This is a genomic window from Nonomuraea sp. KM88 (assembly GCF_052245635.1).
Lineage (GTDB): Bacteria > Actinomycetota > Actinomycetes > Streptosporangiales > Streptosporangiaceae > Nonomuraea.
Genome location: NZ_JBQQCC010000007.1, coordinates 245,318 through 269,196 on the forward strand (window position 1 = coordinate 245,318; position 23,879 = coordinate 269,196).

The following is a 23,879-nucleotide window of genomic DNA, read 5'->3' on the forward strand; positions in this document are numbered from 1 at the left end:
GGACCGGAATGGCGATTTCGGTAGGCTGGCCGGTATGACAACGCCAGCGGAACGCTATGCGGCCTTCCGTCAGAAGCACGGAGACGACGGGGCCGCTCTCAGATCGTTCCGAGGCCTCTACGACTTCGCGCTGGACGACTTCCAGCTGGACGCCTGCCGGGCTCTGGAGGCCGGTGACGGCGTCCTGGTGGCGGCCCCCACGGGGTCGGGCAAGACGGTCGTCGGCGAGTTCGCCGTCCACCTGGCGCTGGAGCAGGGCCTCAAGTGCTTCTACACCACCCCCATCAAGGCGCTGTCCAACCAGAAGTACAACGACCTGGTCAAGCGCTACGGCACCGCCAAGGTGGGCCTGCTGACCGGCGACAACAGCGTCAACGGCGAGGCGCCCATCGTGGTCATGACCACCGAGGTGCTGCGCAACATGCTCTACGCTGGCTCGGCGACGCTGGCCGGGCTCGGGTTCGCCGTGATGGACGAGGTCCACTACCTCGCCGACCGCTTCCGCGGCGCGGTGTGGGAAGAGGTCATCATCCACCTGCCCGAGTCGGTCCGGCTGGTGGCGCTGTCGGCGACCGTCAGCAACGCCGAGGAGTTCGGCGAGTGGCTGGGAGAGGTGCGCGGCGACACCACGGTGATCGTCGACGAGCACCGCCCGGTGCCGCTGTGGCAGCACATGATGGTCGGCAACCGCGTCTACGACATGTTCGTCAGCGACGACCTGACGCCCCGCATCAACCCCACGCTGATGCGGGTGACGCGCGACGCCGAGCGGCTGACCGCGGGCCGGGGCAGGCGCGGCTACGGCAGGCCGCAGCGCTCCCGCCCGCCCGACCGGGTGCAGGTGATCGAGAAGCTCGACGCCGAGGGGCTGCTGCCGGCGATCACGTTCATCTTCTCCCGCGCCGGCTGCGACGCGGCCGTGCAGCAGTGCCTGCACGCCGGCATCCGGCTCACCACCGAGCGCGAGCGGCACGAGATCAGGCAGCTCGTCGACGAGCGCACCGCCCACCTGCCCGACGAGGATCTCGCGGTGCTCGGCTACCTCGAGTGGCGCGACTGCCTGGAGCGGGGCCTGGCCGCGCACCACGCGGGCATGCTGCCGGCCTTCAAGGAGGTCGTGGAGGAGCTGTTCACGCGCGGGCTCGTCAAGGCCGTGTTCGCCACCGAGACGCTGGCCCTGGGCATCAACATGCCGGCCCGCAGCGTGGTGATCGAAAAGCTCGACAAGTGGAACGGCGAGACCCACGCCGACCTCACCCCCGGCGAATACACCCAGCTCACCGGTCGGGCCGGGCGTCGCGGCATCGACGTCGAGGGCCACGCCGTGGTGTTGTGGCAGCCCGGCATGGACCCGCTGTCGGTGGCGGGCCTGGCCGGCACCCGCACCTACCCCCTGCGCTCCAGCTTCCAGCCCTCCTACAACATGGCGGTCAACCTCGTCGGCCAGTTCGGCAGAGAGCGTGCCCGCGCGCTGCTGGAGGAGTCGTTCGCGCAGTTCCAGGCCGACCGGGCGGTCGTGGGGCTGGCCAAGCAGCTGCGCAAGCACGAGGAGGCGCTGGAGGGCTACCAGGAGGCCATGACGTGCCACCTGGGCGACTTCCCCGAATACGCCGCGCTGCGCCGCCGCCTGTCCGACCGCGAGGCCGAGCTGTCACGGCAGCGCGGCGCCGCCCGCCGCGCCGCCGCCGTGCGGTCGCTGGAGGCGCTGCAGCCGGGCGACGTGATCCGGGTGCCCGGCGGGCGCCGGGCGGGCCTGGCGATCGTGCTCGACCCCGGCCGCAACCCGCGCGGCCGCGCCGCCGGCACCGGGCCCAGCCCGCTGGTGCTGACCATCGGCAAGCAGGTCAAGAAGCTCGACCCGGCCGACTTCCCCGTGCCGGTCGAGCCGCTGGAGAAGCTGCGCATCCCGAAGAACTTCAACGGGCGCTCGCCCAAGGAGCGCGCCAACCTGGTCTCCACGCTGCTGGCCAAGATCGGCGACCGCGATCTGGGCAAGCCGCCCAGGGTCCGCGACCACGCGGTGGAGGACGACGAGGTCAACGAGCTGCGCCGGCGCATCCGGCAACACCCCTGCCACGGCTGCGACGAGCGCGAAGACCACGCGCGCTGGGCCGAGCGCTACCACAAGCTGCTGCGCGAGACCGAAGGCTTGCGCCGCCGGGTCGAAGGCCGCTCCCACGTCATCTCCCGCACGTTCGACCGCATCTGCACGGTGCTGGAACAGCTGGGCTACCTCGACGGCGAGGCCGTCACCGACGAGGGCCGCCGGCTGGGCCGCATCTACACCGAGCTCGACCTCCTCACCGCCGAATGCCTGCGGATGGGGTTGTGGGAGGAGCTCGACCCGAGCGAGCTGGCGGCGTGCGTGTCGGCCCTCGTGTTCGAGTCGCGGGCGGCCGACGACGCCCGCAGGCCCAAGATCCCCGCGGGACGGGCCCAGGACGCCCTGACCTCGATGACGCGGTTGTGGGGCGAGCTGGAGGCCATCGAGTCCGACCACGGGCTGTCCACGATCAGGGAGCCCGACATGGGCTTCGCGTGGGCGGCGTTCCGCTGGGCCAAGGGGCACAGCCTCGACGCGGTGCTCCTGGAGGGCGTCAACGGCAACGAACTGGCCGCCGGCGACTTCGTACGGTGGGTCAAGCAGCTGATGGACCTGCTCGGCCAGCTGGGGAGCGCCGCGCCGCAGGGCAGCAAGATCAAGCAGACGTCGGTCAAGGCCATGGACGCCATGCGGCGCGGCGTGGTGGCCTACTCCTCGCTCACCTGAGCACCCGCCCGCGCGCGAGCCCCGTACGAGCCGCGCGCGGGCGTTAGGGAGTACTCCGCAGCGCTGGATCCCCGGGCTGCCTCTTCGGGCTATTTCCCGGCGCGGCCGCCGAACACGGTCAGTGCCAGGCCGAGCAGGCCGGCGACGACGCTGGCGGCCGTCAGCGCGGCGCCGTCGAGCACCAGGTGCAGCAGGCCGAAGTGACGGTCGAAGACCAAGTCGGCGATGAGGCCGCCGAAGCCCTGGATCATGAGGAGCACACCGAGGATTGCCATGCCTCGACGATCGCAGGTCGAGGCGGCCGGATCATCGAACCAAAGTATCGGCGCCCCTGTTCCTTGGAACCAGTTCTCAGAAGCATCATTGACGTTCGCCTGACTTCTCCTAGGACATTATCCCGTTTACATGAGATTTAACGGCGATGCGAAGTGCCGTTCTCGCCGGGATTCTCCGGTCAAGTCTCTTTTAAATGGCGAATATGCCGTGCTATATCGCAATTCGGGTGCTAGTGTCCGTTTTGTGCAAGTTAGCCAACGGGGGAGGAATCATGGCTAGCACGCAGTTCACACAGGTCGGCCACCAGCTCGGATGGGGATGCCGTAGGCGGCGTCGTCGCCGCTGGTGCGGCGGATGCCGTCGTCGCCGCTGGTGGGGCTGGGGGTGGTAAACCGCCCCGCTGAGAGCCGGCGGCTGAGCCGCCGGCTCTCATTCTCTGTCTCCGGCCGAGAGCTCGCTCCGGCGATTTCCATTCGCCGGACATTCCGCCAGTTCTGGCCGGACACTCGCGGATTGCGCCGCCTATTCGCGGCCGGTGTCGTCCTCGCCATCGTCGCCGCGCTCTGCGAGGTCGCCGCGATCCGCCTGTTCGGTCACATCACCGATGAAGTGCTCACCACCAAAGAACTCGGGGCCTTCTGGACTCCGGCATTCACCTGGCTCGGCCTCGCCGCGATCGCGGGTGCGGCGTCCTTCGGCGGGACGTACATCACCGCGCTCGGCGCCGAACGGTTCCTGCTGAAGTTGCGCGACCGGGTCTACGCCCACCTGCAGACGCTCGCGCCGGAGTTCTCGGAGAAGCGGCGGCTGGGCGACCTGATGGCACGCCTGACCGACGACGTCGAGGCCATCGAGGAACTCGTCGGATCGGGTGTGGTCAAAGCCGTCACCACGGTCGCCAGTGTGATCTTCTTCGCGGGAGCCGCCTTCTTCATCCGGTGGGACCTCGCGCTGATCACGATGGCCCTGATCCCGGCGTTCCTGGTGGTCTCCAAGGTGTTCGCCGCCAAGTTCAGGATCGCCGCGGCGCGCGAGCGCCAGAGCAACGGCGTCATGAACAGCGTCCTGGAGGAGGGGCTGGCCAACCAGCCGCTCGTGCAGGCGTACAACCGGCAGGGCGCGGAGTCGCGGCGCCTGCACGGGGAGGGCCGCAACTGGCTGCGCGCCAACATGACGCAGGCCTGGCTGTCCGGCCTGTACGGCCCCGCCGTGCAGGTCATCGAGACCGTCTGCCTGATCGTCATCCTCGGGTTCGGCGCGTGGGAGATCGCCGCCGGCCGGCTGACCATCGGCGGCCTGCTCGCCTTCGCCGCCTACCTGGCCATGCTGTACCCGGCCGTGCAGGGGCTGGGAGAGCTGGCCCTGACGGTGTCCGAGGCGGCGGCCGGGTCCGACCGGGTCATCGAGATCCTGCGGACCGGGGCCACCGTCACCGACGCTCCCGACGCCGTGCCCGCGGGCAGGAGCAGCGGGCGGATCGCGTTCGAGCGGGTGGGCTTCGCCTACCCGGGACGAGGGCGGCCGGTCCTGCGGGACGTGTCGTTCACCGCCGAGCCGGGCGACGTCGTCGTCATCGCCGGGCCCAGCGGATCGGGCAAGTCGACGCTGGCCAAGCTGCTGCTGCGCTTCTACGACCCGGACGCCGGACGCATCCTGCTGGACGGCGCCGACATCCGGGGCCTGACGCGCCGGTCGCTGCGCGAGAACGTCACGATCCTGCACCAGGAGACGCTGATGTTCTCGGGGTCGGTCCGCGACAACATCGCCTACGGGCGGCCCGGCGCCTCGCTCGACGAGGTCATCAGGGCCGCCGAGGCAGCGGGCGTGCACGACTTCGTCAAGGTGCTGCCCCAGGGCTACGACACGCCGGTGGGGCAGCGGGGACGGCTCCTGTCCGGCGGGCAGCGGCAGCGGATCGCGATCGCCAGGGCCATCCTGCGCGACGCGCCCGTGCTGGTGCTGGACGAGCCCATGACCGGGCTGGACGCCGCGACGGCCGCGCAGATCATGCAGCCGCTGCGGCGGCTCATGGCAGGGCGTACGACGCTGATGATCACGCACGACCCGCGGCACGTGCCGGAAGGCGCGCGCAGGGTGGAGCTGGAGCCGGTGCGAGCGCCGGAGCGCATCCGGCTCAAGCGCGTCGGCGCCCGCGGCACCCGCTCCCCGGTGCGTTGCTGACCACCTCTCTGACCCGCCGGATGGTTGCCCCGGCCCGCGACACCCGCCCTACGGGGCGGGTGTCGTGGTTCCGGGCCCGGCTCGCCGCCGGAGCGGCCGCCCGCTAGAATCGCGAACTCTCTCCGCTCGCGCCCGACCGCGTGGAGAGACTCTCCCCGCGTCGAAGGCAGGTTCCCCTCGTGACTCCTCCAGTGCCTGGTGGGAGCGGCTTCTCGCGTCCCCATGCCGAGACCGGCGACACCCGGGCCCGGCCCGTCGCGAGCACAGGAACTCCGCCAGGGAGACGGCGTCCCCGCGGGGTCGCGCGGCAGTCCTCACGCCGGGTCTGATGGGCGACGACCACAGCTCGGCCCGGCCGCTGCGCGCCGACGCCCGGCGCCACCGGGAGCGGGTGCTGCAGATCGCGCGGGAGGCCCTGGCCGGAGACGGGCTGACGATCTCCTTCGACGAGATCGCCCGGCGGGCCGGATTCGGGGTCGGCACCGTCTACCGGCACTTCCCCACCGAGGAGGCGCTGTTCGAGGCGGTGCTGCTGGGGCGGATCGAGAGGTTCCTGGCCGACGCGCGCGGGCTGGCCACCTCCGAAGACCCGGGCAGGGCGTTCTTCGGCTGGTTCGCGAAGGTCGTCGATGAGGCCGCGGCCAACCAGGCGCTCTGCGACATGCTGGGAGGAGGCCACCGGCCGGCCTTACGGCCGGGTTCCACGCTGGAGGACGACTTCGCCGCCGCGATCGACCGTCTGCTGGCCAGGGCCCAGCGGGTCGGCGCGGTACGCCCGGGCCTGACCGGCCAGGACGTGGCCGACCTGCTGAGAGGATGCCTGGTCGCCGAGCGGAGGGCGCGGTCCAGGCACGGCACGGTGCGGATGGCGGAGGTGGTCTGCGACGGCATGCGGCCCCCCGGCTGACCTCTTGGCCGGGGCACGTCAAGGTGATGTGAGGTGCGCGTCCAGGCCGGTGATGCGCAGGAGCCGTCTCATGGGGGGCGGTGCGCCCGTGACGCGCAGCGGGGTGTCCTGGCTCATGGCCTGATTCCGGGCGGAGACGAGGGCGCCGAGCCCGGCCGCGTCGATGAAGGACAGGCCGCTCACCTCGACGACCAGGCTGAACGCGCCGTTGCGGGCACCGGCCTCCCGCAGCAGCCGGGCCAGCCGCCCGCGGAGCACCTCGGCGGTGGCGATGTCGAGCTCGCCGGAGACGCTGACGGTCACCGTGCCGTCGTGGCGGCTGGTGGTCAGGTGCAGTGGGTCCATCCGCGTTCTCTCCAGGGCTGGAATCGTCCCGTAGGTGGCGCGAACCCCGCCCTTGCCGTACACGCCGGATGCTGTATTCGTGTTACACGTAGTTTCGTGCGTGTTTCTGGTGGAGTGTACAGGTCCGGCGCCGCTTGTTCAGGGGACTTGCGGGGTTTCGGGGGAAAAGAGAAATCCCGAGGAAAACAATTCCGGTTACCAGATGCAAGATTCCCTGCCCTTCAGCGTCGTTTGGCCCCGAGAAGGATGACCGGCGAAGTCCCGCGGGTCGCCGGGCAGCTCAGCGCGCCGGGACGGTGGCAGGCGGCCCCCGCCACGGCCCGCCACGGCCCGCACGGCCCGACGACGTGCGGGCCGTGGCGGGGGCCGCGCGGGCGAGCTCGCCGGACCACGGGCGGGAGCGGGGCGAACGGTGTCGCGCGGAGGCCTGTCGCCGTGGAACGGCGCCGACCACCCGGGTGCTGTTCTCATGCCGGAGGCGACCAGACGAAATTTAGGGAAATTGTATGATTTGACAGGCAAGGTCACACTACGCTGCTCCTCGGTAAGATACGAGGGAAAGTACAGAACAGTGTGGATCGCAATCGCAGTGCCGGCCGCCATCGTCGTGGGCATGGTGATCTGGTGGCTCCGCAGGGACACCGTCGGTGGCGATGCCGCCGGTCAGTTCGAGGTGGAGCGGAAGCGGGGCTGGGAGCTCCGGCTCACGCCGGAGGCCCAGGCGGCGTTCATGGAAGGCCTGCGGGCCTACAACGACGCGGGCAACCGCCTGGCCGTCGCCGGCGAGCAGGGAGTGCTCACGACGTACGACCCGCCGCGGCTCATCTCGCTGCACCTGCTCGCCGACGTGTTCGCGGCCCGGGGGGACGCCGCACTGCACGACCCGCAGGAGACGGTGGCGGCGCTGATGGACCGGCTGGCGGGAGCCGAGCGGCCTGGAGTGCTGCACCTGCGCCCCGGCTGGCTGAGCGGTGAGGTCGACGGCATGGACCGGGCGCGCTTCACCGAGGCGGTGCGTGACATCGTGTGCGGCGAGCGGGCCGCGGGCGTCGTGAGCCGGTCGGCTGACGAGACGGTGGGGGCGCTCCAGGTGGCCGTGCTCGGCGAGCCGTCCGCCGCGCAGGCCGGGGAACCGGCGCCCGTCAACGGCAGGCCGGTGCCCGCGACGGCCGGGCCGGCCACGACGGCGGTCAAGGACCGCACGGACGCCGTCTCGGACGCACCGCTCGGGTCGGACGCTCCGCTCGGGCAGCATCCCCCGCCTGTGTCGGATCCTCCGCCTGTCTCGGACCCTCCGCCTGTGGCGGACGCTCCGCTCGGACAGCACGCTCCGGCCGTGCCGGACGCTCCACCGCTGGGCGCTTCGCCCGCGCCGGGAGGGCGCGTCAACACGATGATGCTGGATCTGGCCCGGGTGCTCGACCGCTACCGGGAGGCTCGCGGCAAGCAGCCGGACGCCACCCCCGAGGCGCTGCTGCGCGAGGTCCTGCCGCGCCTGATCGCCTCTGGCGGGCCCGGGCTGACCTGGACCCGGCCGCCCTCACCGGACGACCTGCGCATCGTGCTCGCCGGCACGGGCTCGCCCGGGCTGCGCTGATCCGGCCCGTACGGGCTTCGCCGACACCGGCGCCCTCCGCCGTGCGGGCCCGCGGCAGAGGGCGCGGGCCGGGCCTTCGCGGCGCGCGGCGCCGGGGCGCGTCGCACGAGGCGGGACGGTGTGCCGTCAGTTCTCGGCGCGGCCCTGGCGCCAGTAGCCCATGAAGGCCACCGCGCGCCGGTCCATGCCGCGTTCGGCGACCAGGTGCCGGCGCAGGGTCCTGATGACGGACGCCTCGCCGGCCAGCCAGGCGTACAGCGGCCCGTACGGCGGCGCCTCCTGCGGCACCTCCCACAGCTCCTCGGCGTCCACGTCGACGTCGTCGAAGGTGTCGGGCACGGGCAGCGGGGGCAGCAGGCGCCCGGCGGCGGCCCGTACGGCGGGGACGAGGTCCGCGCCGCGCTCACCTCCGTTCCTGGCCAGCCAGGTCACCTTGACGGAGGCGGCCGTCTCGACCGGCAGGAAGTCGTCCTCTCCCGGTACCTCCATCAGCACCTCGCCCGCCAGCTCGGCGGGCAGCCGCTCCAGCACGCCGCAGATCGCCGGCACCGCGGTCTCGTCCCCGGCCAGCAGCACGCAGCCGGTGCCGGTCGGCGGGCGGAACTCCAGGCCTCCGTGCGTGCCCTCGTAGCGCGCGTCGGGGCCGAAGAGCGCCGCGACGTCGCCGGGGCGCACCTTCTCCGCCCACCGCGCGACGGGGCCGCCGTCGGGGTGCATGACCACGTCCACGTCGACCTCGCCGGCCTCGGGGCGCACCAGCCTGGCGGTGTACGTGCGCATCGGGTTGCGCTTGTCGTCGTCGAGCTCCCGCCAGCGCATGTACCAGTCGGGGCCGGTCGGCAGGTGCGCCAGGCCGTGCCCCGGCAGCGGCAGGATGAGCTTGAGCCGCTGGTCGTAGCCGTTGTCGGCGAACACGCGCAGGTTCTCACCCTTGAAGGTGACCCGGAGGAAGGACGGGCTCAACCGCTCGAGCCGGTCCACCCGTACGTCGAACATGCGATACGGCTCGGTCATCCCCGCGCACTCTCCGATCTTAATTAGGTGAGCCTAACCTAACGGATCGGAAGCGGTATGGCCAGCCGGGGGAGGTGGATGCAAGGTCGCCGGATATTTCCGTATATGGCGAAAGACGTGCTACTCCCGCGCCAGGCGCCTCGGTCGCGGTGCGGCGAAAGGCCGTCCGGTAGCGTCATACCGCTGAAACCTCAAGGCGCCGGCCCGCGCCTGCCCCCGAGCCGAGGAGGCCGACGTGTCCCCCCACATCCTTTCCGCCGCGGGCGTCGCCCTGGTGCTCGACGGCTCCGGTCCAGGTCTGCCACGGGTGCTCCACTTCGGCGCCGGCCTGGGGCCGGTCGCCGGATCCGCGCTGGAGCCGGTGCTGGCGTCCCTGACTCCCGCGCCGCCGCTGCTGCCCGCCCAGGGAGACGGCTGGTACGGCAGGCCGGGCCTGTCGGGTGGCCGGGGCGGCGAGCACTGGCCGGTCCGCTGGAGCCTCGACCGGCTCGACGTGACGGCAACCCCCGGAGCGGGCGGCACGGTGACCGTCGCGGCCTCCGACGCCAGGGCCGGGCTCGCGCTGGAGAGCGAGCTGGCCATGGACGCCCACGGTCTGGTGACGATGCGGCACACGGTGACCAACACCGCCGCCTCCCCCTACCGGCTGGAGGGGCTGACCTGCTCGCTGCCGGTGCCGCCGCGGGCGGGGGAGCTGCTCGACTTCACCGGCCGTTGGGCGATGGAGAAGGCGCCGCAGCGCCGGGCGTTCGGGTTCGGCGTGTGGTCGAGGGAGAGCCGGCGGGGCCGCACCGGGCACGACGGCACCGGCCTGCTGATGGCCGGGACCGAAGGGTTCGGCTTCCGTTCCGGCGAGGTGTGGGGGGTGCACGCGGGCTGGAGCGGCAACCACCTGCACCACGCCGAGCGCCTGCCCGAGGGCCCGGCGCTGCTGGCCGCGGGCGAGCTGCTCGAGCCCGGCGAGGTCGTGCTGGCGCAGGGGGAGAGCTACCGCACGCCCCGGGTGTTCTTCACCTGGTCGGGCGGCGGGCTCGACGAGGCGAGCGGACGGCTGCACGACCACCTGCGCGCGCAGGGCCCGCTGCAGGTGCGGCCCGTCACCCTCAACAACTGGGAGGCCACCTACTTCGACCACGGCCTCGACCGGCTGCTCGAACTGGCCGAGCGGGCCGCGGCGGCCGGGATCGAGCGGTTCGTGCTCGACGACGGCTGGTTCCGCCACCGCCGCGACGACCGGGCCGGGCTCGGCGACTGGTACGTCGACGAGGGCGTGTGGCCGGACGGCCTGCACCCGCTGGCCGACCGGGTGCGCAAACTCGGCATGCAGTTCGGGCTCTGGTTCGAGCCCGAGATGGTCAACCCCGACTCCGACCTGGCCCGCGAGCATCCCGACTGGATCCTCGGCCAGGCCGAACGCCTGCCGCCGCCGCAGCGTAACCAGCAGGTCCTCGACGTCGCCAGGCCGCAGGCGTACGCGTACCTGCTGGAGCGGCTGGACACCCTGGTCGGCGAGTACGCGCTCGACTACATCAAGTGGGACCACAACCGCGACATCGCCGAGCCCGTGCACGACGGAGCGCCGGGCGTGCACGCGCAGACCGAGGCCGCCTACCGGCTGATCGACGAGCTGCGCCGCCGCCATCCGGGGCTGGAGATCGAGTCGTGCTCGTCCGGCGGCGCGCGCGTCGACTACGGCATCCTGGCCCGCACCGACCGGGTGTGGACCTCCGACAGCAACGACGCGCTCGACCGGCAGGCCATCCAGCGCTGGACCGGGCTGCTGGTGCCGCCGGAGCGGCTGGGCTGCCACGTCGGCGCGCCGAAGGACCACGGCTCCGGCCGCCGGCTGCCGCTGGCCTTCCGGGCCGCCACCGCGCTGTTCGGGCACATGGGCGTCGAGTGGGACCTGACCTCGGCGAGCGAGGCCGAGCTCCAGGAGCTGGCCACGTGGATCGCCCTGCACAAGCGGCTGCGCCCGGTGCTGCACGCGGGCCGGGTGGTGCGGGCCGACCACCCCGACCCGTCGGCGCTGCTGCACGGCGTGGTGACGCCCGGGCGCGGGGTGTTCGCGTTCGTGCAGCTCACCACCCGGCTCACCACCGGGCCCGGCCCGCTGCGGCTGCCCGGCCTCGACTCCGCGGCCACCTACGACGTGCGGGTGGCCGGGCCGCTTCCCGAGGGGGCAGGGCTGCCCGGGTGGACCGCCGCCCCGGTGCGGCTGCCGGGCTCGGTGCTCGGCGAGCTGGGGCTGCCGGCGCCGACGCTGCGGCCGGCGTCGGCGCTGCTCATCGAGGTGGAGCGGGCCTAGAGGCGCTGGCGAAGGCCTAGCGGTAGCCCTTCGCCAGCACCTGCCGCGTGTCGTGGGTGATCCGGGCAGCCAGCTCGGAGGGGAGCGCGGTGCGCGGCGGGCGGCAGACGCCGCCCTTGCGCCCCGCCAGGTCCATCGACAGCTTGATGGACTGCACGAACTCCGTCTTGGAGTCCCAGCGCAGCAGCGGGTGCAGGTCGCGGTAGATGGGCAGCGCCTTGTCCAGGTCGCCGGAGGTGGCCAGACGATAGAGCTCGACCGTGGAGCGCGGGATCATGTTGGGGTAGCCGGCGATCCAGCCGACCGCCCCGGCGATGCCCAGCTCCAGCAGCACGTCGTCCGACCCGATGAGCAGGTCGAGCCCGGGCGCCAGTTCGGCCAGCTCGTACGCCCTGCGCACGTCGCCGGTGAACTCCTTGACGGCGACGATCAGCCCTTCCTGGTGCAGCTCGGCCAGCAGGTCGGGAGTGAGGTCCACCTTCGTGTCCAGCGGGTTGTTGTAGGCCACGACCGGCAGCCCCGCCTTGGCGACCTCCCGGTAGTGGCCGACCACGGCCTGCCGGTCGGCGCGGTAGGCGTTCGGCGGCAGCAGCAGCACGGACCCGGCGCCCGCCTCGGCCGCCTGCTCGGCCCAGCGCCGCGCCTCGGCCGCGCCGTAGGCGGCCACGCCGGGCATGACGTGGAAGCCGTCGGGGGCGGCCTCGATGGCGGTGCGCACCACGCGGGCACGCTCCTCGGCCGTGAGCGTCTGGTACTCGCCGAGCGAGCCGTTGGGGCAGACGCCGTCGCAGCCGCCCTCGGCCAGGAACCGCACGTGCTCGGCGTAACCGTCGTAGTCGACGGACAGGTCGTCGTTGAAGGGCAGCGCGGTCGCGACGTGCACGCCGTGCCAGACGGGGGCGTTCATGATCTCTCCTTGCTCCAGTTCTCCAGCCCGCTCGCGTCGATGGGCAGGGCGGCGGAGAGGTTCTCCGCGCCGCCCGCCGTGACCAGCAGGTCGTCCTCGATCCGCACGCCGATCCCGCGCAGCTCCGGGGGGAGCGTGCGGTCGTGGGCGTGGAAGTACAGTCCGGGCTCGACGGTGAGCACCATCCCCGGCGCCATCTCCGCGCCGTGGTACGCCTCGGGGCGGGATCGTGCGCAGTCGTGCACGTCGAGGCCCAGGTGGTGGCCGATGCCGCAGACCAGGTAGCGGCGGTGGTGCTGGCCGCGCTCGGACAGCGCCTCGTCCACCGAGACCGGCAGCAGCCCCCAGTCGTGCAGCCCGCGCGCGATGACCTCCATGGCCGCGTGGTGGAAGTCGGTGAAGCGGCGGCCCGGCGCCACCTGCGCCAGCCCCGCCCGGTGCGCCCGCTCGACCAGGTCGTGCACCTGCCGCTGGGCGGCGGAGAAGGCGCCGGAGACGGGGAAGGTGCGGGTGACGTCGGCGGTGTAGTGGCCGCGCACCTCCACGCCCATGTCGAGCAGCAGCAGCTCGCCGGGCACGACGGGGCCGTCGCAGCGCACCCAGTGCAGCGTGGGGGCGTGCGCGCCGCCGCCGACGATGGTGGCGTAGCCGGGGCCGTTGCCGTGCGTCCTGGCGTAGCGGTCGAAGGTGCCCTGCAACCAGCGCTCGCCGCCGCCCGCGACCGCGGCCGGGATCTCGGCGAGCACCGCGGCGAAGCCCTCCACGGTACGGTCGACCGCCTCGCGGAGCCGGGCGGTCTCCCACCCGTCCTTGATCATGCGCAGCTCGGCCAGCACCCGCCCGAGCTCCTCGGACGGTTCCGCCCAGCCGGGTCCCGCGAGCAGCGCGCCGCCCGGCGGCCCGGCGAACTCCGGCAGCGGCCGCACCCCCACCCCGAGCGCCCCGGCCCACTCGGCCAGGGACGGCGAGGGGCCGACCCACAGCTCGCCGTGGGCGGCGTCGGCGTAGAAGCCCTGGTCGCCGGGGCGGGCGGGTGCGGGCAGGTAGAGCGTGGCCTCCCCGCCCGCGACGACGGCCACGGCGTTCTCCACCGCGCAGCCGGTGAGCCAGTAGAAGTCGCTGTCCACCCGGAAGTCGTAGGCGGTGTCGTTGCTGCGCACCGGAGCCCGGCCGGCCGCCACGACGGCGGTCGTGCCGGGCAGCGCGGCGGCGAGCCTGGTCCGGTGGGCCGCGGCGGCCTCGGCCGCGCCGGGCTCCACCGGAGGTGTGCACGCGGGGGAGTCCCAGCCCTCGGCGATGTACGCGGCGAACGCGGGGATCTCCGCCAGCTTGGGCAACCGGTCGTCGGTCACGGGGTGATTCCTCCTCCTAGGTCGCGGACGAGCCCGGTCAGCCGGGTGAAGACCCGGTCGTCGCCGATGCCGTCGTGCTCGTACTCGTTGGTGACCCACGCCTGGGTGTTGCCGACCCGGGCGGCGGTGTCCAGTTGCAGGCCGGCGTCGACGTACATGTCGTCGAAGTAGACGGCGGCGGCCACCGGCACCTCGTTGGCGGCCAGCCGGTCGAGGTCGTACAGCGGCGGCCACGCGGCGCGCTCGGCGAGCAGTTCGACGGCCGGGCCGAAGGGGCGCAGCGCGCGGATCTCCCCGAACATCCAGGGGTAGATCATCTCGCCGGTGAACAGCAGCGGCCTGGCGTCCTCGGCGAAGGCGGGATGCCGGGCGCGCTCCCGCTCGGCCGCCCACGCGGTCGCGCCGGGCCCCGAGCCGTAGATGCTCTCCTGCAACGCCGCGAACAGCGGGTTGTCGGCGTAGGAGGAGCGGGCCAGCACCTGGTGCAGGAACGTCTCCGGCAGGTCGCCGCGCCCACCGGGCAGGGCCTTGTCGGGCAGCTCGTCGGGCACCTCGTCGAGCACCTCGTCGAGCAGCCAGTGCATGCGCTCGTAGCCCGGCTTCATGCCGAAGTCGATGCCGAGCGACTGCAGCCGCCGCACGGTGAGGGTGTCGCCGTCGGGCAGGAGCACGTCGCCGGCGGCCAGCCGGTCGGCCAGCCGGCCGGTGGTCTCCACGTGGTGCGGGTAACGGCGGTAGAAGGCGTCGTTCTTGGCCGCCACCCGGGGATAGGTGCGCCGGTAGACCTCCGCGGCGTCGGGGTCGAGCGAGGGCAGCCCGCCCGCCACGTAGCAGGCGCTCAGCCCGCCGGGCGCGCGCGAGAGGTAGGTGAGGGTGAGGAAGCCGCCGTAGCTCTGCCCCAGCGTCGACCAGCGCCGCCCGCCGAACACGGTCGTGCGCAGGTGCTCGGCGTCGGCCACGATCGAGTCCGCGCGGAAGCGGGCCAGGTGGTCGGCTCCCTCCCGCGGGCTGAGCGCGCTCATCACGCGCCCGTCGACGCGCGAGCTGCGGCCCGTGCCCCGCTGGTCGAGCAGGATCACGCGGTACGTCTCCAGCGCCTGCCCGAGCCAGCCCGACGTGCCGGTGGGGCGCGGCCCCTTGCCTCCGGGGCCGCCCTGCAGGTAGAGCAGGCACGGCAGGTCCTCGCCGTCGCGCGCCGGGTCCACCACCTCGCGGGCGAACACGGTGATCGTGGCATCCGGGGCCGACCAGTCGAGCGGCACCTCCACGACGTGGTCGCGCATCCGCATCCCGGGGATCGTGTAAGTCGCGCTGATCAAGCTTTCTCCCTCCTGCGGCGCTCCCACTCCGGGTCGATGCGCGGGATGGCCGCCAGCAGCGTGCGCGTGTACTCGTCCTGGGGGTCGTCGAACACCGTGCCGGTCGTCCCCAGCTCGACGATCCTGCCCTCGCTCATCACGGCGACGCGCTGCGCGATCTGCCGCACCACGGCCAGGTCGTGGGTGATGAACACGTAGCTGAAGCCGCTCTCGCGCTGGAGCCGCCGCAGCAGCTCGATCACCTGTGCCTGCACGGACACGTCCAGCGCCGACACGGCCTCGTCGCAGATCACCAGCTTGGGGTTGACGGCCAGCGCGCGGGCGATGCCGATGCGCTGCGCCTGCCCGCCGGAGAACTGCGCCGGGTAGCGCAGCGAGTGGTCCGGGTTGAGACCGACGCGTTCCATCAGCTCCTTGGCGTGCGCCCGGCGGCTGCCGTTGGGCGCGATGCCCTGGTAGACCAGCGGCGCCATGAGGATGCGCTCCACCGTGTGCCGCGGGTTCAGCGAGGAGAACGGGTCCTGGAAGACGACCTGGACGTTGCCGCGGAAGCGGGCCAGCGCCGCCCCCTTGGCGTGGGTGACGTCCTCGCCCTCGAACTCCAGCGTGCCCTCGCTCGGCTCCAGCAGCTTGGCGATCATCCTGGCGGTCGTCGACTTGCCGCTGCCCGACTCGCCCACCACGGCCAGCGTCTCGCCCAGCCGTACGTCGAAGCTCACCCGGTCGACGGCCGTGAACCCGGCCTTCGCGCCGAGCGGGCCGCGGGCGACGAAGCGTTTGGTCAGGTCCTTCGCGCGCAGCAGCGTCATGCGCTCACCTCGTCGAGGGGGTCGTCGATACGGGGGATGCTGTCCAGCAACATCCGGGTGTAGTCGTGGCGGGGCTCGGCGAAGACCTGTTCCGCGGTGCCGTACTCGACCTGCTCGCCGCGCCGCATCACCAGCACGCGGGTGGCGATCGAGCTGATCACGGCCAGGTCGTGCGTGATGAACACCACGCCCATGCCGCTCTGCCCGCGCAGCTCGGTCAGCAGGCGCAGGATCTGCGCCTGCACGGTCACGTCCAGGGCCGTGGTCGGCTCGTCGGCGATCAGCAGCGAGGGCGAGCACACCAGCGCCATCGCGATCATGATGCGCTGCCGCTGCCCGCCGGAGAACTGGTGCGGGTAGTGGCGCGCCCGCCGCTCGGGGTCGGGCAGCCCCACCTGGCGCAGCGCGGCGGTGACGACCTCGCGTGCCGCCGCGCGCGAGCCGCCGCGGTGCGCGCGGTAGAGCTCCTCGATCTGCAGGCCGACCGTGTAGTACGGGTTCAGCGACGACAGCGGATCCTGGAAGATCATCGACATCCGGTCGCCGCGCAGCCGCCGCAGCTCCCTGGCGGAGGCGCCGAGCACCTCGGCGCCGTCCAGCCGGATGCTGCCGCGGGTCGTGGCGCCCTTGGGCAGCAGGCCCATGATCGCCAGGCTGGTCATCGACTTGCCGGAGCCCGACTCGCCGACGATGCCGACGGTCTCGTCCCTGCCGACGGTGAAGGAGACGTCCTTCACCACGTCGACGGGGCCGCGCGTGGTGGGGAAGGTGACGGTGAGGTCCTCTACGACCAGCAGCTCGCTCATCTCGCCGTGATCCTCACTCTCGGGTCCAGCCTCGTGTAGACGACGTCCACCACCACGTTGCCGATCACCACGAAGAACGCCGCCAGCAGCGTCACCGCCATGATCACCGGCTGGTCGTTCTTGGCGATGGAGTCGGCGGCCATCTTGCCGACGCCGTTCAGCCCGAACACCGTCTCGGTGATCAGCGCGCCGCCCAGCAGCGCCGCGAAGTCCATGCCGAAGATCGTGGCGATCGGCGTCAGCGCCGGCCGCAGCGCGTGCCTGCGCATGGTCAGCGCCGGGCTGAGCCCTTTCGACCTGGCCGTGCGCATGAAGTTCTCGGCCAGGGTGTCGATCACGTTCGCGCGGGTGAGCCGCGCGTACAGGCAGGCGTAGCCGGTGGCCAGCACGAGCCACGGCATCAGGTACGACTGGAACCAGAGCGCCGGGTCGTCGGCGAACGGCACCGCCTGCGGGAACGGCAGCACCTGCAGCTGCACCACCAGCACGTACTGCAGGGCCAGCGCCAGCACGTAGTTGGGGATGCTGGAGCCGCCCAGTGCCAGGCCCATCGCGGCGCGGTCCCACCAGGTGCCCTCCTTGACCGCGCTGAGCAGGCCCGCGACGACGCCGAGGAGCAACCACAACACCGCCGCGCCGATCGCCACGGTCGCGCTGACCGGCAGGCGCTCGACGACCATGTCCCACACGGACTGGTTGGTCTGGAAGCTGTAGCCCAGGCAGGGCGCGGCGCAGTGCACGAGGTTCGCGCCCTCGCCGTAGTCGCGCCCGGCGAGGATCCCGATGAGGAAGCCGAAGAACTGCGCCAGGAAGGGCTCGTCGAGGCCCAGGACGTCGCGGATCTGGTCGATGCGCTCCGGCGTGCACGTCTTCCCGCAGATCATCACCGCCGGGTCGGGGGAGAGCGTGAAGAAGATGACGAACGTGAACAGGCACACCAGGAAGAGGATCAGCACCACCCCGGCGGCCCGCCCGGCCAGGTAACGCGCCATCACGCGGCCTCCCCGGAGTCGAACGCGGCCCGCAGCCGGTCGCCGAGCACGGTCAGCGACAGCACGGTGAGGAACAGGAACGTGCCGGGGATGGCGAAGTACATCGGGTCGACGGCGTACCAGCCGACGGAGCTCGCGATCATCTGCCCCCACGACGGCGTGGGCGGCGTGACACCGACGCCCAGGAACGACAGGCCCGCCTCGGTGCCGACGTAGCCGGGCACCGCCAGCGTGGTCATGACGATCAGCGAGCTGCGCAGGTTGGGCAGGATCTCCTTGAACACCAGCGACCCCGTGGAGGCGCCCGAGGCCCGCGCGGCCTCCACGAACTCCCGGTTCACCAGCGTCATCGTCTGCCCGCGCACCACCCGCGCCAGGTACGGCCAGCCGAACACGCTGATCACCACGACCAGCAGCACCGGCCGGTTGCCCTGCGGCAGCGACGACAGGATCGCGATCATGAAGATGAGCGCGGGGAAGGCCATCAGGAAGTCCATGACCCGGCAGATCACCTGGTCCGCCCAGCCCTGGTAGAACCCGGCCAGCAGGCCCAGCACCACGCCGAGCAGGGTCGTGAGCGCGGTGGCGGCGAGCGCGATCAGCAGGGACACGCGGGCGCCGTACGCGATGCGGGCGAGGATGTCGCGGCCGTTCTGCGGCTCGACGCCGAGCGGGTGTTCGGCGCTGATCCCGCCCAGCGGCCCGTGCGGGACGCCGCCCAGGTCGGTGTCGACCGCGGCGGTGTCGAAGTCGTTCGGGCCGTGCCCGATGATCAGGCTGATCAGCGGCGCGCAGATCGCCATCAGCACGATCAGCGCCAGGAACGCGCTGCTGAGCACGGCCGCCCTGTCGTGCAGCAGCGCGCCCGCGACCCGCCGTCCCGAGGTGGTGGGCGGGGTGGCGGGCGCGCCCGCCACCTGCTGTGAGTGAGCTGCGACGGTCATCTACGTGGTCGGCTTGGTCAGGCCGACGGAGATGAGGTCGATGCCGCCGGAGAACGAGCTGGACTGGTAGGCGCCCGCGATGTTCGAGCCGACGACGAGGATGAGCTTCTCGTAGGCCAGCGGCACGATCGGCGCCTGCTTCATGATCTCCTTGTCCAGCTCGCCGTAGGCGGCGTTGGCCTCATCGACGGCGGTCATCGCGGCGATCTCGTCGATCCGCTCGTTGATCGCCTTGTCGTCGATCTGGGCCAGGTTCGCGTTGCCCTTGGTGGTGATGTTGCGGCCGTCGAACAGCGGCGGCAGGAACGTCGCGCCGGAGGCCCAGTCGGGGCACCAGCCGGTGACGGCGGCGTCGTGCTGCTGCGCCGGCGTGCCGATGACCTCGTAGAACGTCGAGGTGTCGATGTTGTTGATCTTGACGTTGATCTTCACCTGCTTGAGGGCGTCCTGGATCGCCACCGCCACCGCCGCCATCTTCGGGTCCGGGCGGGTGTCGAGCGTCAGGGAGAACCCGTCCGCCAGGCCCGCCTCGGCCAGCAGCTTCGTGGCCTGCGCGACGTTGTACGGGTACGGGTCGTAGTCCACCCGGCCCGCGACCGTGGGCGGCTGGATCGAGGTGCCCTTGGCGGCCAGGGCGCTGCCGCCCATCCCAGCGACGACGGTGTCCTTGTTGATCGCGTGGTTGATCGCCTGCCGCACCCGCACGTCGTCCAGGGGCTTCTTGGTGGTGTTCAGGCTCATGTACGTGGTGCAGCCGTTGAGCCCGGACAGGGTGCGCTGCTTGATCTGCGGCTGCTGCACCCGCGCCACGGTCGCCGCCTGGATCGACTCGCCGATGGCGTCGGCGTCGGCGCCCTGCCCGGCCAGCATGCGCTCGTCGATCGTGGCCGGGTCCAGGCCGAACGTCCACTCGAAGGCGTCCGGCTTGGCCGCCCGCACGCTGTCCGTCTCGGGCTTCCACTGCGGGTTGCGCACCAGCTTCAGTGAGGAGCCGCGCTGGTAGCTCGCCACCTTGTACGGACCGCTCGCGATCGGCTTGGTGTCGAACGCCGCGCCCGCCCCCGTGCCCTTGGGGAAGGGCGTGAAGTTGGCGAGCGCCAGCGCGCTCGGGAAGTCGGCGAAGGGCTTCTTCAGATGGAAGACGACCGTCTTGTCGTCGGGCGTCTCGATGGTGTCCAGGTCGCCGTCGAGGTACGGGCCCTGGTAGTCCTTCGGCGCGTCGAGCAGCAGTTTCCCGTACGGTGAGCCGATCCCGGCCTCCGGGTCGAACGTTCGTGAGAAGCCGAACTTCACTGCCTCGCTCGTGATCGGCGTGCCGTCCTCGAAGAACAGGTTGTCCTTGAGCGTGAACGTCCAGGTCTTGGCGCCGTCGGACGGCGTGCCCGTGTCCGTGGCCAGGTCGGGCACGATCTTCGTGCCCTCGGCGCCCGGACCCGCGCCGAACATCGTCAGCCCCCGGTAGATGAGCCGGTAAAAGTTGTTGACGCCGCCGTCGAAGCCGCGCACCGGGTCAAGGTGGGAGAAGTCCGCCTTGGCCAGGACGTGCACCGTGCCGCCCGTCGCGGGTTCCGCGGCCGGCCCGGCCGCCGCCGTGCCGGGGCCGGGAGCCGCGCCGCTACCCCCTCCGCACGCGGTCAGCGCCAGCACGACGGTCATGGTCACGCTCGCGAGCGCCGCCGATCTCCTCATGTCGCCTTCTTTCCGTTGGTCGCGGGGGTCCTGACCCAGACCCGCATGGCTTGGGGGCCGCGGTTGCCCCACAGGAAGTAGGGGGTGAAGGTCGCGGTGACCTTCACTCGCGGGGACGTCTCCTCCAGCGGCAGCTCGGGGTAGAGCTCGGCGGAGGGCAGGGGAGCGGCGCCGGCCGCCACGCGGAGGACGACGGTCCCGTCCCGCCGCTCGATGTTCGCGTTAACAATGTCGGCGACGCCGAGCACCAGGTCATCGACGGGCACGGGGCTGTCCTGCTGCTCCACGCAGTAGACGAGCGGGCCGCGGGCCAGGGCGACCGCGCCCCTGGTGGCGTCGAGGTAGGGGTGGGAGCCGTGCACCCTGACCGGCATGGGCAGGCTCAGCCGTACCTCGTCGCCCGCTGACCACGCGCGCCGCAGGGTGATCCATCCGTCGCGGGCGGCGGCCTCCGGCGGCTCGCCGTTGACGGTGACGGTCACGTCCCTGGCCCAGCCGGGAACGCGCAGCACCAGCTCGTACGGCTCGCGCGGCGCCCGCTCGACGGTGAGGCGCACGTCGCCGTCCCACGGGTAGCCGGTCTCCATGGCCAGGCCCAGCTCCGAGGCCTCGATCCTGGCGGTGGTGTAGGCGGCGACCAGCACGGCGCCGTCCCGCTCGGCCGCCACGTAGTCGGCCAGCTGGGCCATCCACCGCACGATGTTGGGCGGGCAGCAGGGGCAGCCGAACCAGGCCCGCCGCAGCGGCTCGCCGCCGGATTCCGCGCCGCTGCGCTGCTCGTGGTCGGGGCGGCGCTGGAGCGGGTTGTCGTAGAAGAAGGCCGTGCCCTCCGCCGACAGCCCCACGGCGTAGGCGTTGTGGAGCACGCGCTCGAACACGTCCACGTACTTCGCGCCGCCCGTGGCCAGGAACATCCGCCAGGCCCACTGCATGACGGCGATGGCCGCGCAGGTCTCGCTGTAGGCCCGTTCCGAGGGCAGCTCGTAGCGGTCGCCGATCGCCTCGTCGGAGTGCCGGCTGCCCAGCCCGCCCGTGATGTACAGCTTGGTCGCGACCATGTCGTCCCACAGCCGCTCCAGCGCCCAGGCCAGCGACGGGTCGCCCGTCTCCAGGAAAACGTCGGCCGCGCCGGCCGCCAGGTAGCCCATGCGCACCGCGTGCCCGGTCACCGACGGCAGCTCGCGGAAGGGCAGGTGGTCCTGGAAGTAGTCGCCGGGGAAGATGGTGTGCCTGAGCGCGCCCGTGCCGCGGCGGTCGACGAACCGCGCCGCCTGGGTGAGATAGCCCCGCTCGCCCGTCTCCCTGTACAGCTCGACCAGTGCCATCTCGACCTCGGGGTGCCCACAGACGCCCGCCTCGCCGAACCGGGAGACCACCAGGTCGGCGAAGCGCACCGCCACCCGCAGCAGCCGGTCGTCGCCCATCCGGCGGTGCGCGGCGACGGCGGCCTGGATCAGGTGGCCCAGGTTGTACAGCTCGTGTCCCCAGCCCGGGTCCTCCCACGGCTTCTTGGCCGCCGCCGGGTCCTGGAAGAAGGAGTTGAGGTAGCCGTCGGGGGCCTGGACACGTTCCAGGAGGCCGACGACCTCCTCGTAGAACTCCCGCACCGGCTCCGCGGCGACGCCGTCGCCCAGGTCGTACGCGAGCCCTTCGAGGGTCTTGTACAGATCGGTGTCGAGGAACGGGTAGCGGCCGCGGTAGGGGGCGGGGTCCGGCTCCAGAAGGCGGCTCAGGTTGGCGACGTTGCCGACCGCCCTGAGCTGCTCGATGGTGTGCGGGATCGTGGCCGTGCTGTTCCGGCGCCGCCAGTCGTGGAGCAGACCGCCGGTCATGCGCACCCCGGAGACGGGCCGTACCGCTCCGGCGGCCGTACGCACGGCGCCCGCCGGGGGCTTGACCTGCTTAGACGTCATGAACCATCCCAGTAATGTGTGGCATTGCACTGAACGATAAATGTCGGGATGGTCTGTTGCCAAGGGCCGGGAGTGCACTGGTGACAAGAAGATGACCCGTCCGGAAATTTCCGGACGGGTCGGGATTCGTGGCTGCCAGGCCGGCGCCGGCGCGCGCGGCCGGCGTGTCTCAGCAGGTCCTGAGCCCGTCGAAACGCTGCGGCCATTCCCAGGTGAACTTGCTGTAACGGCTGCCGGGCTCCTTGTACGTGCAGACGCCGTCCGGTCCGTTGGCCAGCCGGACCCGGAACTCCACGCCCTTGGAGCAGTTGTTCCAGACCCACAGCTCGTCCTGGGCGCCGTCGTCGTCGAGCTTGTACGCCAGGCAGGAGGGCGCCCGCCCCGAGGCCGCGGCGGCGGCGTGAGCGGGGGCGGCGACCGTCGTGGCCGCGAACCCGGCCAGGGCGAGCATGGCGATGGTGGTTGCGCGCATGGTGGGGTGCTCCCTGTTCGTTTGTGAGGGTTCGTCGGTGTGAAGGAGGTACGGTCAGCAGCTCACGAGCCCGTCGAAGCGGCGTGGCCAGTTCCACCACCACTTGTCGTAGCCGCTGCCGGGCTTCTTGTACGTGCAGGGCATGTCCTGGCCGTTGGCGAGCCTGACCTTGTAGCTCTTCGCCCCCTTGCAGGTGTTCCAGACCCACAGCTCGTCCTTGCCGCCGTCGTCGTCGAGCTTGTAGGTGAGGCAGGACGGCGCCGCCGCCTGCGCGGGGGCGGGGGAGACGGCTATGGCGGCGGCCGCGAAGACGCCCGCGGCGACGATCGTTCTGGTGCGCATCTTTCCTCTTCCGTCGGTGTCGGTCCCCGTGACCGGGCTGATGACAGGACGGTAGGCGGCGCCGTGTTGAGAACCTGTTGAGTCCGTGTGAGCCCGCTGTCGGAGTACATGTGCTCGGTGCGGCGCATATCCGTCCGGCTGGACACGCGAGGAGTCTGGGCCTCAGCGCTCGATGAGGGTGACCTCCAGGGAGTAGTGCGAGGCGCGGTAGACGTGCGAGCCGTGTTCGACGGCCCGGCCCTGGTCGTCGTACGTCGTCCGGATCATGGTGAGCAGGGGGGCGCCGCGGCGCTCGTCCAGCAGCTTCGCCTCGGACTGGCTGGCGGCGCGGGCGCCGATGCGCTGGTTGGCCACCCTCATCCGCACGCCCGCGCCGCGCAGCAGCTCGTACAGGCCGCGGCCCTCGAGGTCGGCGGCGGTGAGCGGGGCCAGCCCGAGCGGCAGCCAGTTGTGCAGCACGGCCAGCGGCTCGCCGGCCGCGAAGCGCAGGCGTTCGAGATAGAGGATCTCCGTGCCGGCCTCCACGCCCAGGATGGCGGCGATGTCGTCGTCGACCGGGCGCGGCTCCAGGGCCAGCACCTGCGTGGCCGGCTCCTGGCCGGCCCTGCGCAGGTCGTCGTAGAGGCTCGTCAGCTCCACCGAGCGTTTGACCTGCCCGTGCACCACCTGCGTGCCGACGCCGCGCTTGCGGACGAGCAGGCCCTTGTCCACGAGATACTGGATCGCCTGGCGGATCGTGGGCCGCGACAGGCCGAGCTTGTCGGCCAGCAGGATCTCGTTGTCCAGCCGCGAGCCCGGAGCCAGGTCACCCCGCCGGATCGCCTCGGCGATCTGCTCGGCCACCTGGAAATAGAGCGGCACAGGGCTGGATCGATCCAGGTCGATGGCGAGATCGCGGCTCATACTGATCAGCTTAACCGAGGTCATAATGTCCTG

20 protein-coding genes are annotated in these 23,879 nt (G+C 71.9%); 5 read left to right on the forward strand and 15 right to left on the reverse strand.

Annotation, left to right across the window (positions count from 1 at the left end; genetic code table 11):
- Positions 1–34 precede the first annotated feature (34 nt).
- On the forward strand, positions 35–2,770 hold the full coding sequence (locus ACTWPV_RS22710) for a DEAD/DEAH box helicase (RefSeq protein WP_443153288.1): 2,736 nt from the start codon (positions 35–37) through the stop codon (positions 2,768–2,770).
- Between the two features lie 89 nt (positions 2,771–2,859).
- On the opposite strand, the gene ACTWPV_RS22715 is transcribed toward ACTWPV_RS22710, so the two are convergent.
- A complete protein-coding gene (locus ACTWPV_RS22715; protein WP_443153289.1) occupies positions 2,860–3,045 on the reverse strand; it encodes a hypothetical protein in 186 nt (61 codons plus the stop codon).
- 514 nt (positions 3,046–3,559) lie between these two features.
- Here ACTWPV_RS22715 and ACTWPV_RS22720 point away from each other — a divergent pair.
- Together ACTWPV_RS22720 and ACTWPV_RS22725 are read left to right on the forward strand one after the other, a co-directional pair.
- Positions 3,560–5,227: an ABC transporter ATP-binding protein gene (locus ACTWPV_RS22720; RefSeq protein WP_347644576.1), complete on the forward strand. Its 1,668-nt coding sequence runs from the start codon at positions 3,560–3,562 to the stop codon at positions 5,225–5,227.
- 328 nt (positions 5,228–5,555) lie between these two features.
- Positions 5,556–6,134, forward strand: coding sequence for a TetR/AcrR family transcriptional regulator (locus ACTWPV_RS22725; protein ID WP_443153290.1), 579 nt, complete (start codon positions 5,556–5,558; stop codon positions 6,132–6,134).
- A gap of 18 nt (positions 6,135–6,152) precedes the next feature.
- Here the strand turns inward: ACTWPV_RS22725 and ACTWPV_RS22730 are convergent, their stop codons facing one another.
- Positions 6,153–6,479, reverse strand: coding sequence for an STAS domain-containing protein (locus ACTWPV_RS22730; protein WP_443153291.1), 327 nt, complete (start codon positions 6,477–6,479; stop codon positions 6,153–6,155).
- Positions 6,480–7,092: 613 nt separating this feature from the next.
- On the opposite strand from ACTWPV_RS22730, the gene ACTWPV_RS22735 reads away from it, so the two are divergent.
- Positions 7,093–8,076, forward strand: a complete 984-nt coding sequence (locus tag ACTWPV_RS22735; RefSeq protein WP_443153292.1) for a hypothetical protein — start codon at positions 7,093–7,095, stop codon at positions 8,074–8,076.
- 126 nt (positions 8,077–8,202) lie between these two features.
- Here the strand turns inward: ACTWPV_RS22735 and ACTWPV_RS22740 are convergent, their stop codons facing one another.
- Complete coding sequence (locus tag ACTWPV_RS22740; RefSeq protein ID WP_443153293.1) at positions 8,203–9,090, reverse strand: siderophore-interacting protein; 888 nt, start codon at positions 9,088–9,090, stop codon at positions 8,203–8,205.
- A 235-nt stretch (positions 9,091–9,325) separates the two neighbouring features.
- Between ACTWPV_RS22740 and ACTWPV_RS22745 the strand changes: the two genes are divergently transcribed.
- Complete coding sequence (locus ACTWPV_RS22745; protein WP_443153294.1) at positions 9,326–11,398, forward strand: alpha-galactosidase; 2,073 nt, start codon at positions 9,326–9,328, stop codon at positions 11,396–11,398.
- 16 nt (positions 11,399–11,414) lie between these two features.
- Here the strand turns inward: ACTWPV_RS22745 and ACTWPV_RS22750 are convergent, their stop codons facing one another.
- The 12 genes from ACTWPV_RS22750 to ACTWPV_RS22805 form a co-directional block, all read right to left on the reverse strand.
- Positions 11,415–12,305: a dihydrodipicolinate synthase family protein gene (locus tag ACTWPV_RS22750; protein ID WP_443153295.1), complete on the reverse strand. Its 891-nt coding sequence runs from the start codon at positions 12,303–12,305 to the stop codon at positions 11,415–11,417.
- Complete coding sequence (locus ACTWPV_RS22755) at positions 12,302–13,657, reverse strand: aminopeptidase P family protein (protein WP_443153296.1); 1,356 nt, start codon at positions 13,655–13,657, stop codon at positions 12,302–12,304. Before ACTWPV_RS22755 ends, ACTWPV_RS22750 begins: the two co-directional genes overlap by 4 nt.
- Positions 13,654–14,976 carry an alpha/beta fold hydrolase gene (locus ACTWPV_RS22760; RefSeq protein WP_443153297.1) on the reverse strand — a complete coding sequence of 441 codons (1,323 nt, stop codon included), beginning with the start codon at positions 14,974–14,976 and terminating at the stop codon, positions 13,654–13,656. Before ACTWPV_RS22760 ends, ACTWPV_RS22755 begins: the two co-directional genes overlap by 4 nt.
- Positions 14,973–15,785, reverse strand: coding sequence for an ATP-binding cassette domain-containing protein (locus tag ACTWPV_RS22765; RefSeq protein ID WP_443153298.1), 813 nt, complete (start codon positions 15,783–15,785; stop codon positions 14,973–14,975). The genes ACTWPV_RS22760 and ACTWPV_RS22765 overlap by 4 nt, the downstream gene beginning before the upstream one ends.
- Positions 15,782–16,591, reverse strand: coding sequence for an ABC transporter ATP-binding protein (locus tag ACTWPV_RS22770; protein WP_443153299.1), 810 nt, complete (start codon positions 16,589–16,591; stop codon positions 15,782–15,784). Before ACTWPV_RS22770 ends, ACTWPV_RS22765 begins: the two co-directional genes overlap by 4 nt.
- On the reverse strand, positions 16,588–17,583 hold the full coding sequence (locus ACTWPV_RS22775; RefSeq protein ID WP_443153442.1) for an ABC transporter permease: 996 nt from the start codon (positions 17,581–17,583) through the stop codon (positions 16,588–16,590). Before ACTWPV_RS22775 ends, ACTWPV_RS22770 begins: the two co-directional genes overlap by 4 nt.
- A complete protein-coding gene (locus ACTWPV_RS22780) occupies positions 17,583–18,527 on the reverse strand; it encodes an ABC transporter permease (RefSeq protein ID WP_443153300.1) in 945 nt (314 codons plus the stop codon). The genes ACTWPV_RS22775 and ACTWPV_RS22780 overlap by 1 nt, the downstream gene beginning before the upstream one ends.
- Complete coding sequence (locus ACTWPV_RS22785; protein WP_443153301.1) at positions 18,528–20,216, reverse strand: ABC transporter substrate-binding protein; 1,689 nt, start codon at positions 20,214–20,216, stop codon at positions 18,528–18,530.
- Complete coding sequence (locus ACTWPV_RS22790; RefSeq protein WP_443153302.1) at positions 20,213–22,129, reverse strand: glycoside hydrolase family 127 protein; 1,917 nt, start codon at positions 22,127–22,129, stop codon at positions 20,213–20,215. Before ACTWPV_RS22790 ends, ACTWPV_RS22785 begins: the two co-directional genes overlap by 4 nt.
- 169 nt (positions 22,130–22,298) lie before the next feature.
- Positions 22,299–22,601 carry a hypothetical protein gene (locus ACTWPV_RS22795; protein WP_347644562.1) on the reverse strand — a complete coding sequence of 101 codons (303 nt, stop codon included), beginning with the start codon at positions 22,599–22,601 and terminating at the stop codon, positions 22,299–22,301.
- Positions 22,602–22,655: 54 nt separating this feature from the next.
- The gene (locus tag ACTWPV_RS22800; protein ID WP_443153303.1) at positions 22,656–22,943 is read right to left on the reverse strand and encodes a hypothetical protein; all 288 of its coding nucleotides are present in this window, start codon (positions 22,941–22,943) and stop codon (positions 22,656–22,658) included.
- Positions 22,944–23,105: 162 nt separating this feature from the next.
- Entirely contained in the window at positions 23,106–23,846 is a 741-nt protein-coding gene (locus ACTWPV_RS22805) for a GntR family transcriptional regulator (protein WP_443153304.1), read from the reverse strand.
- Positions 23,847–23,879: the final 33 nt, after the last annotated feature.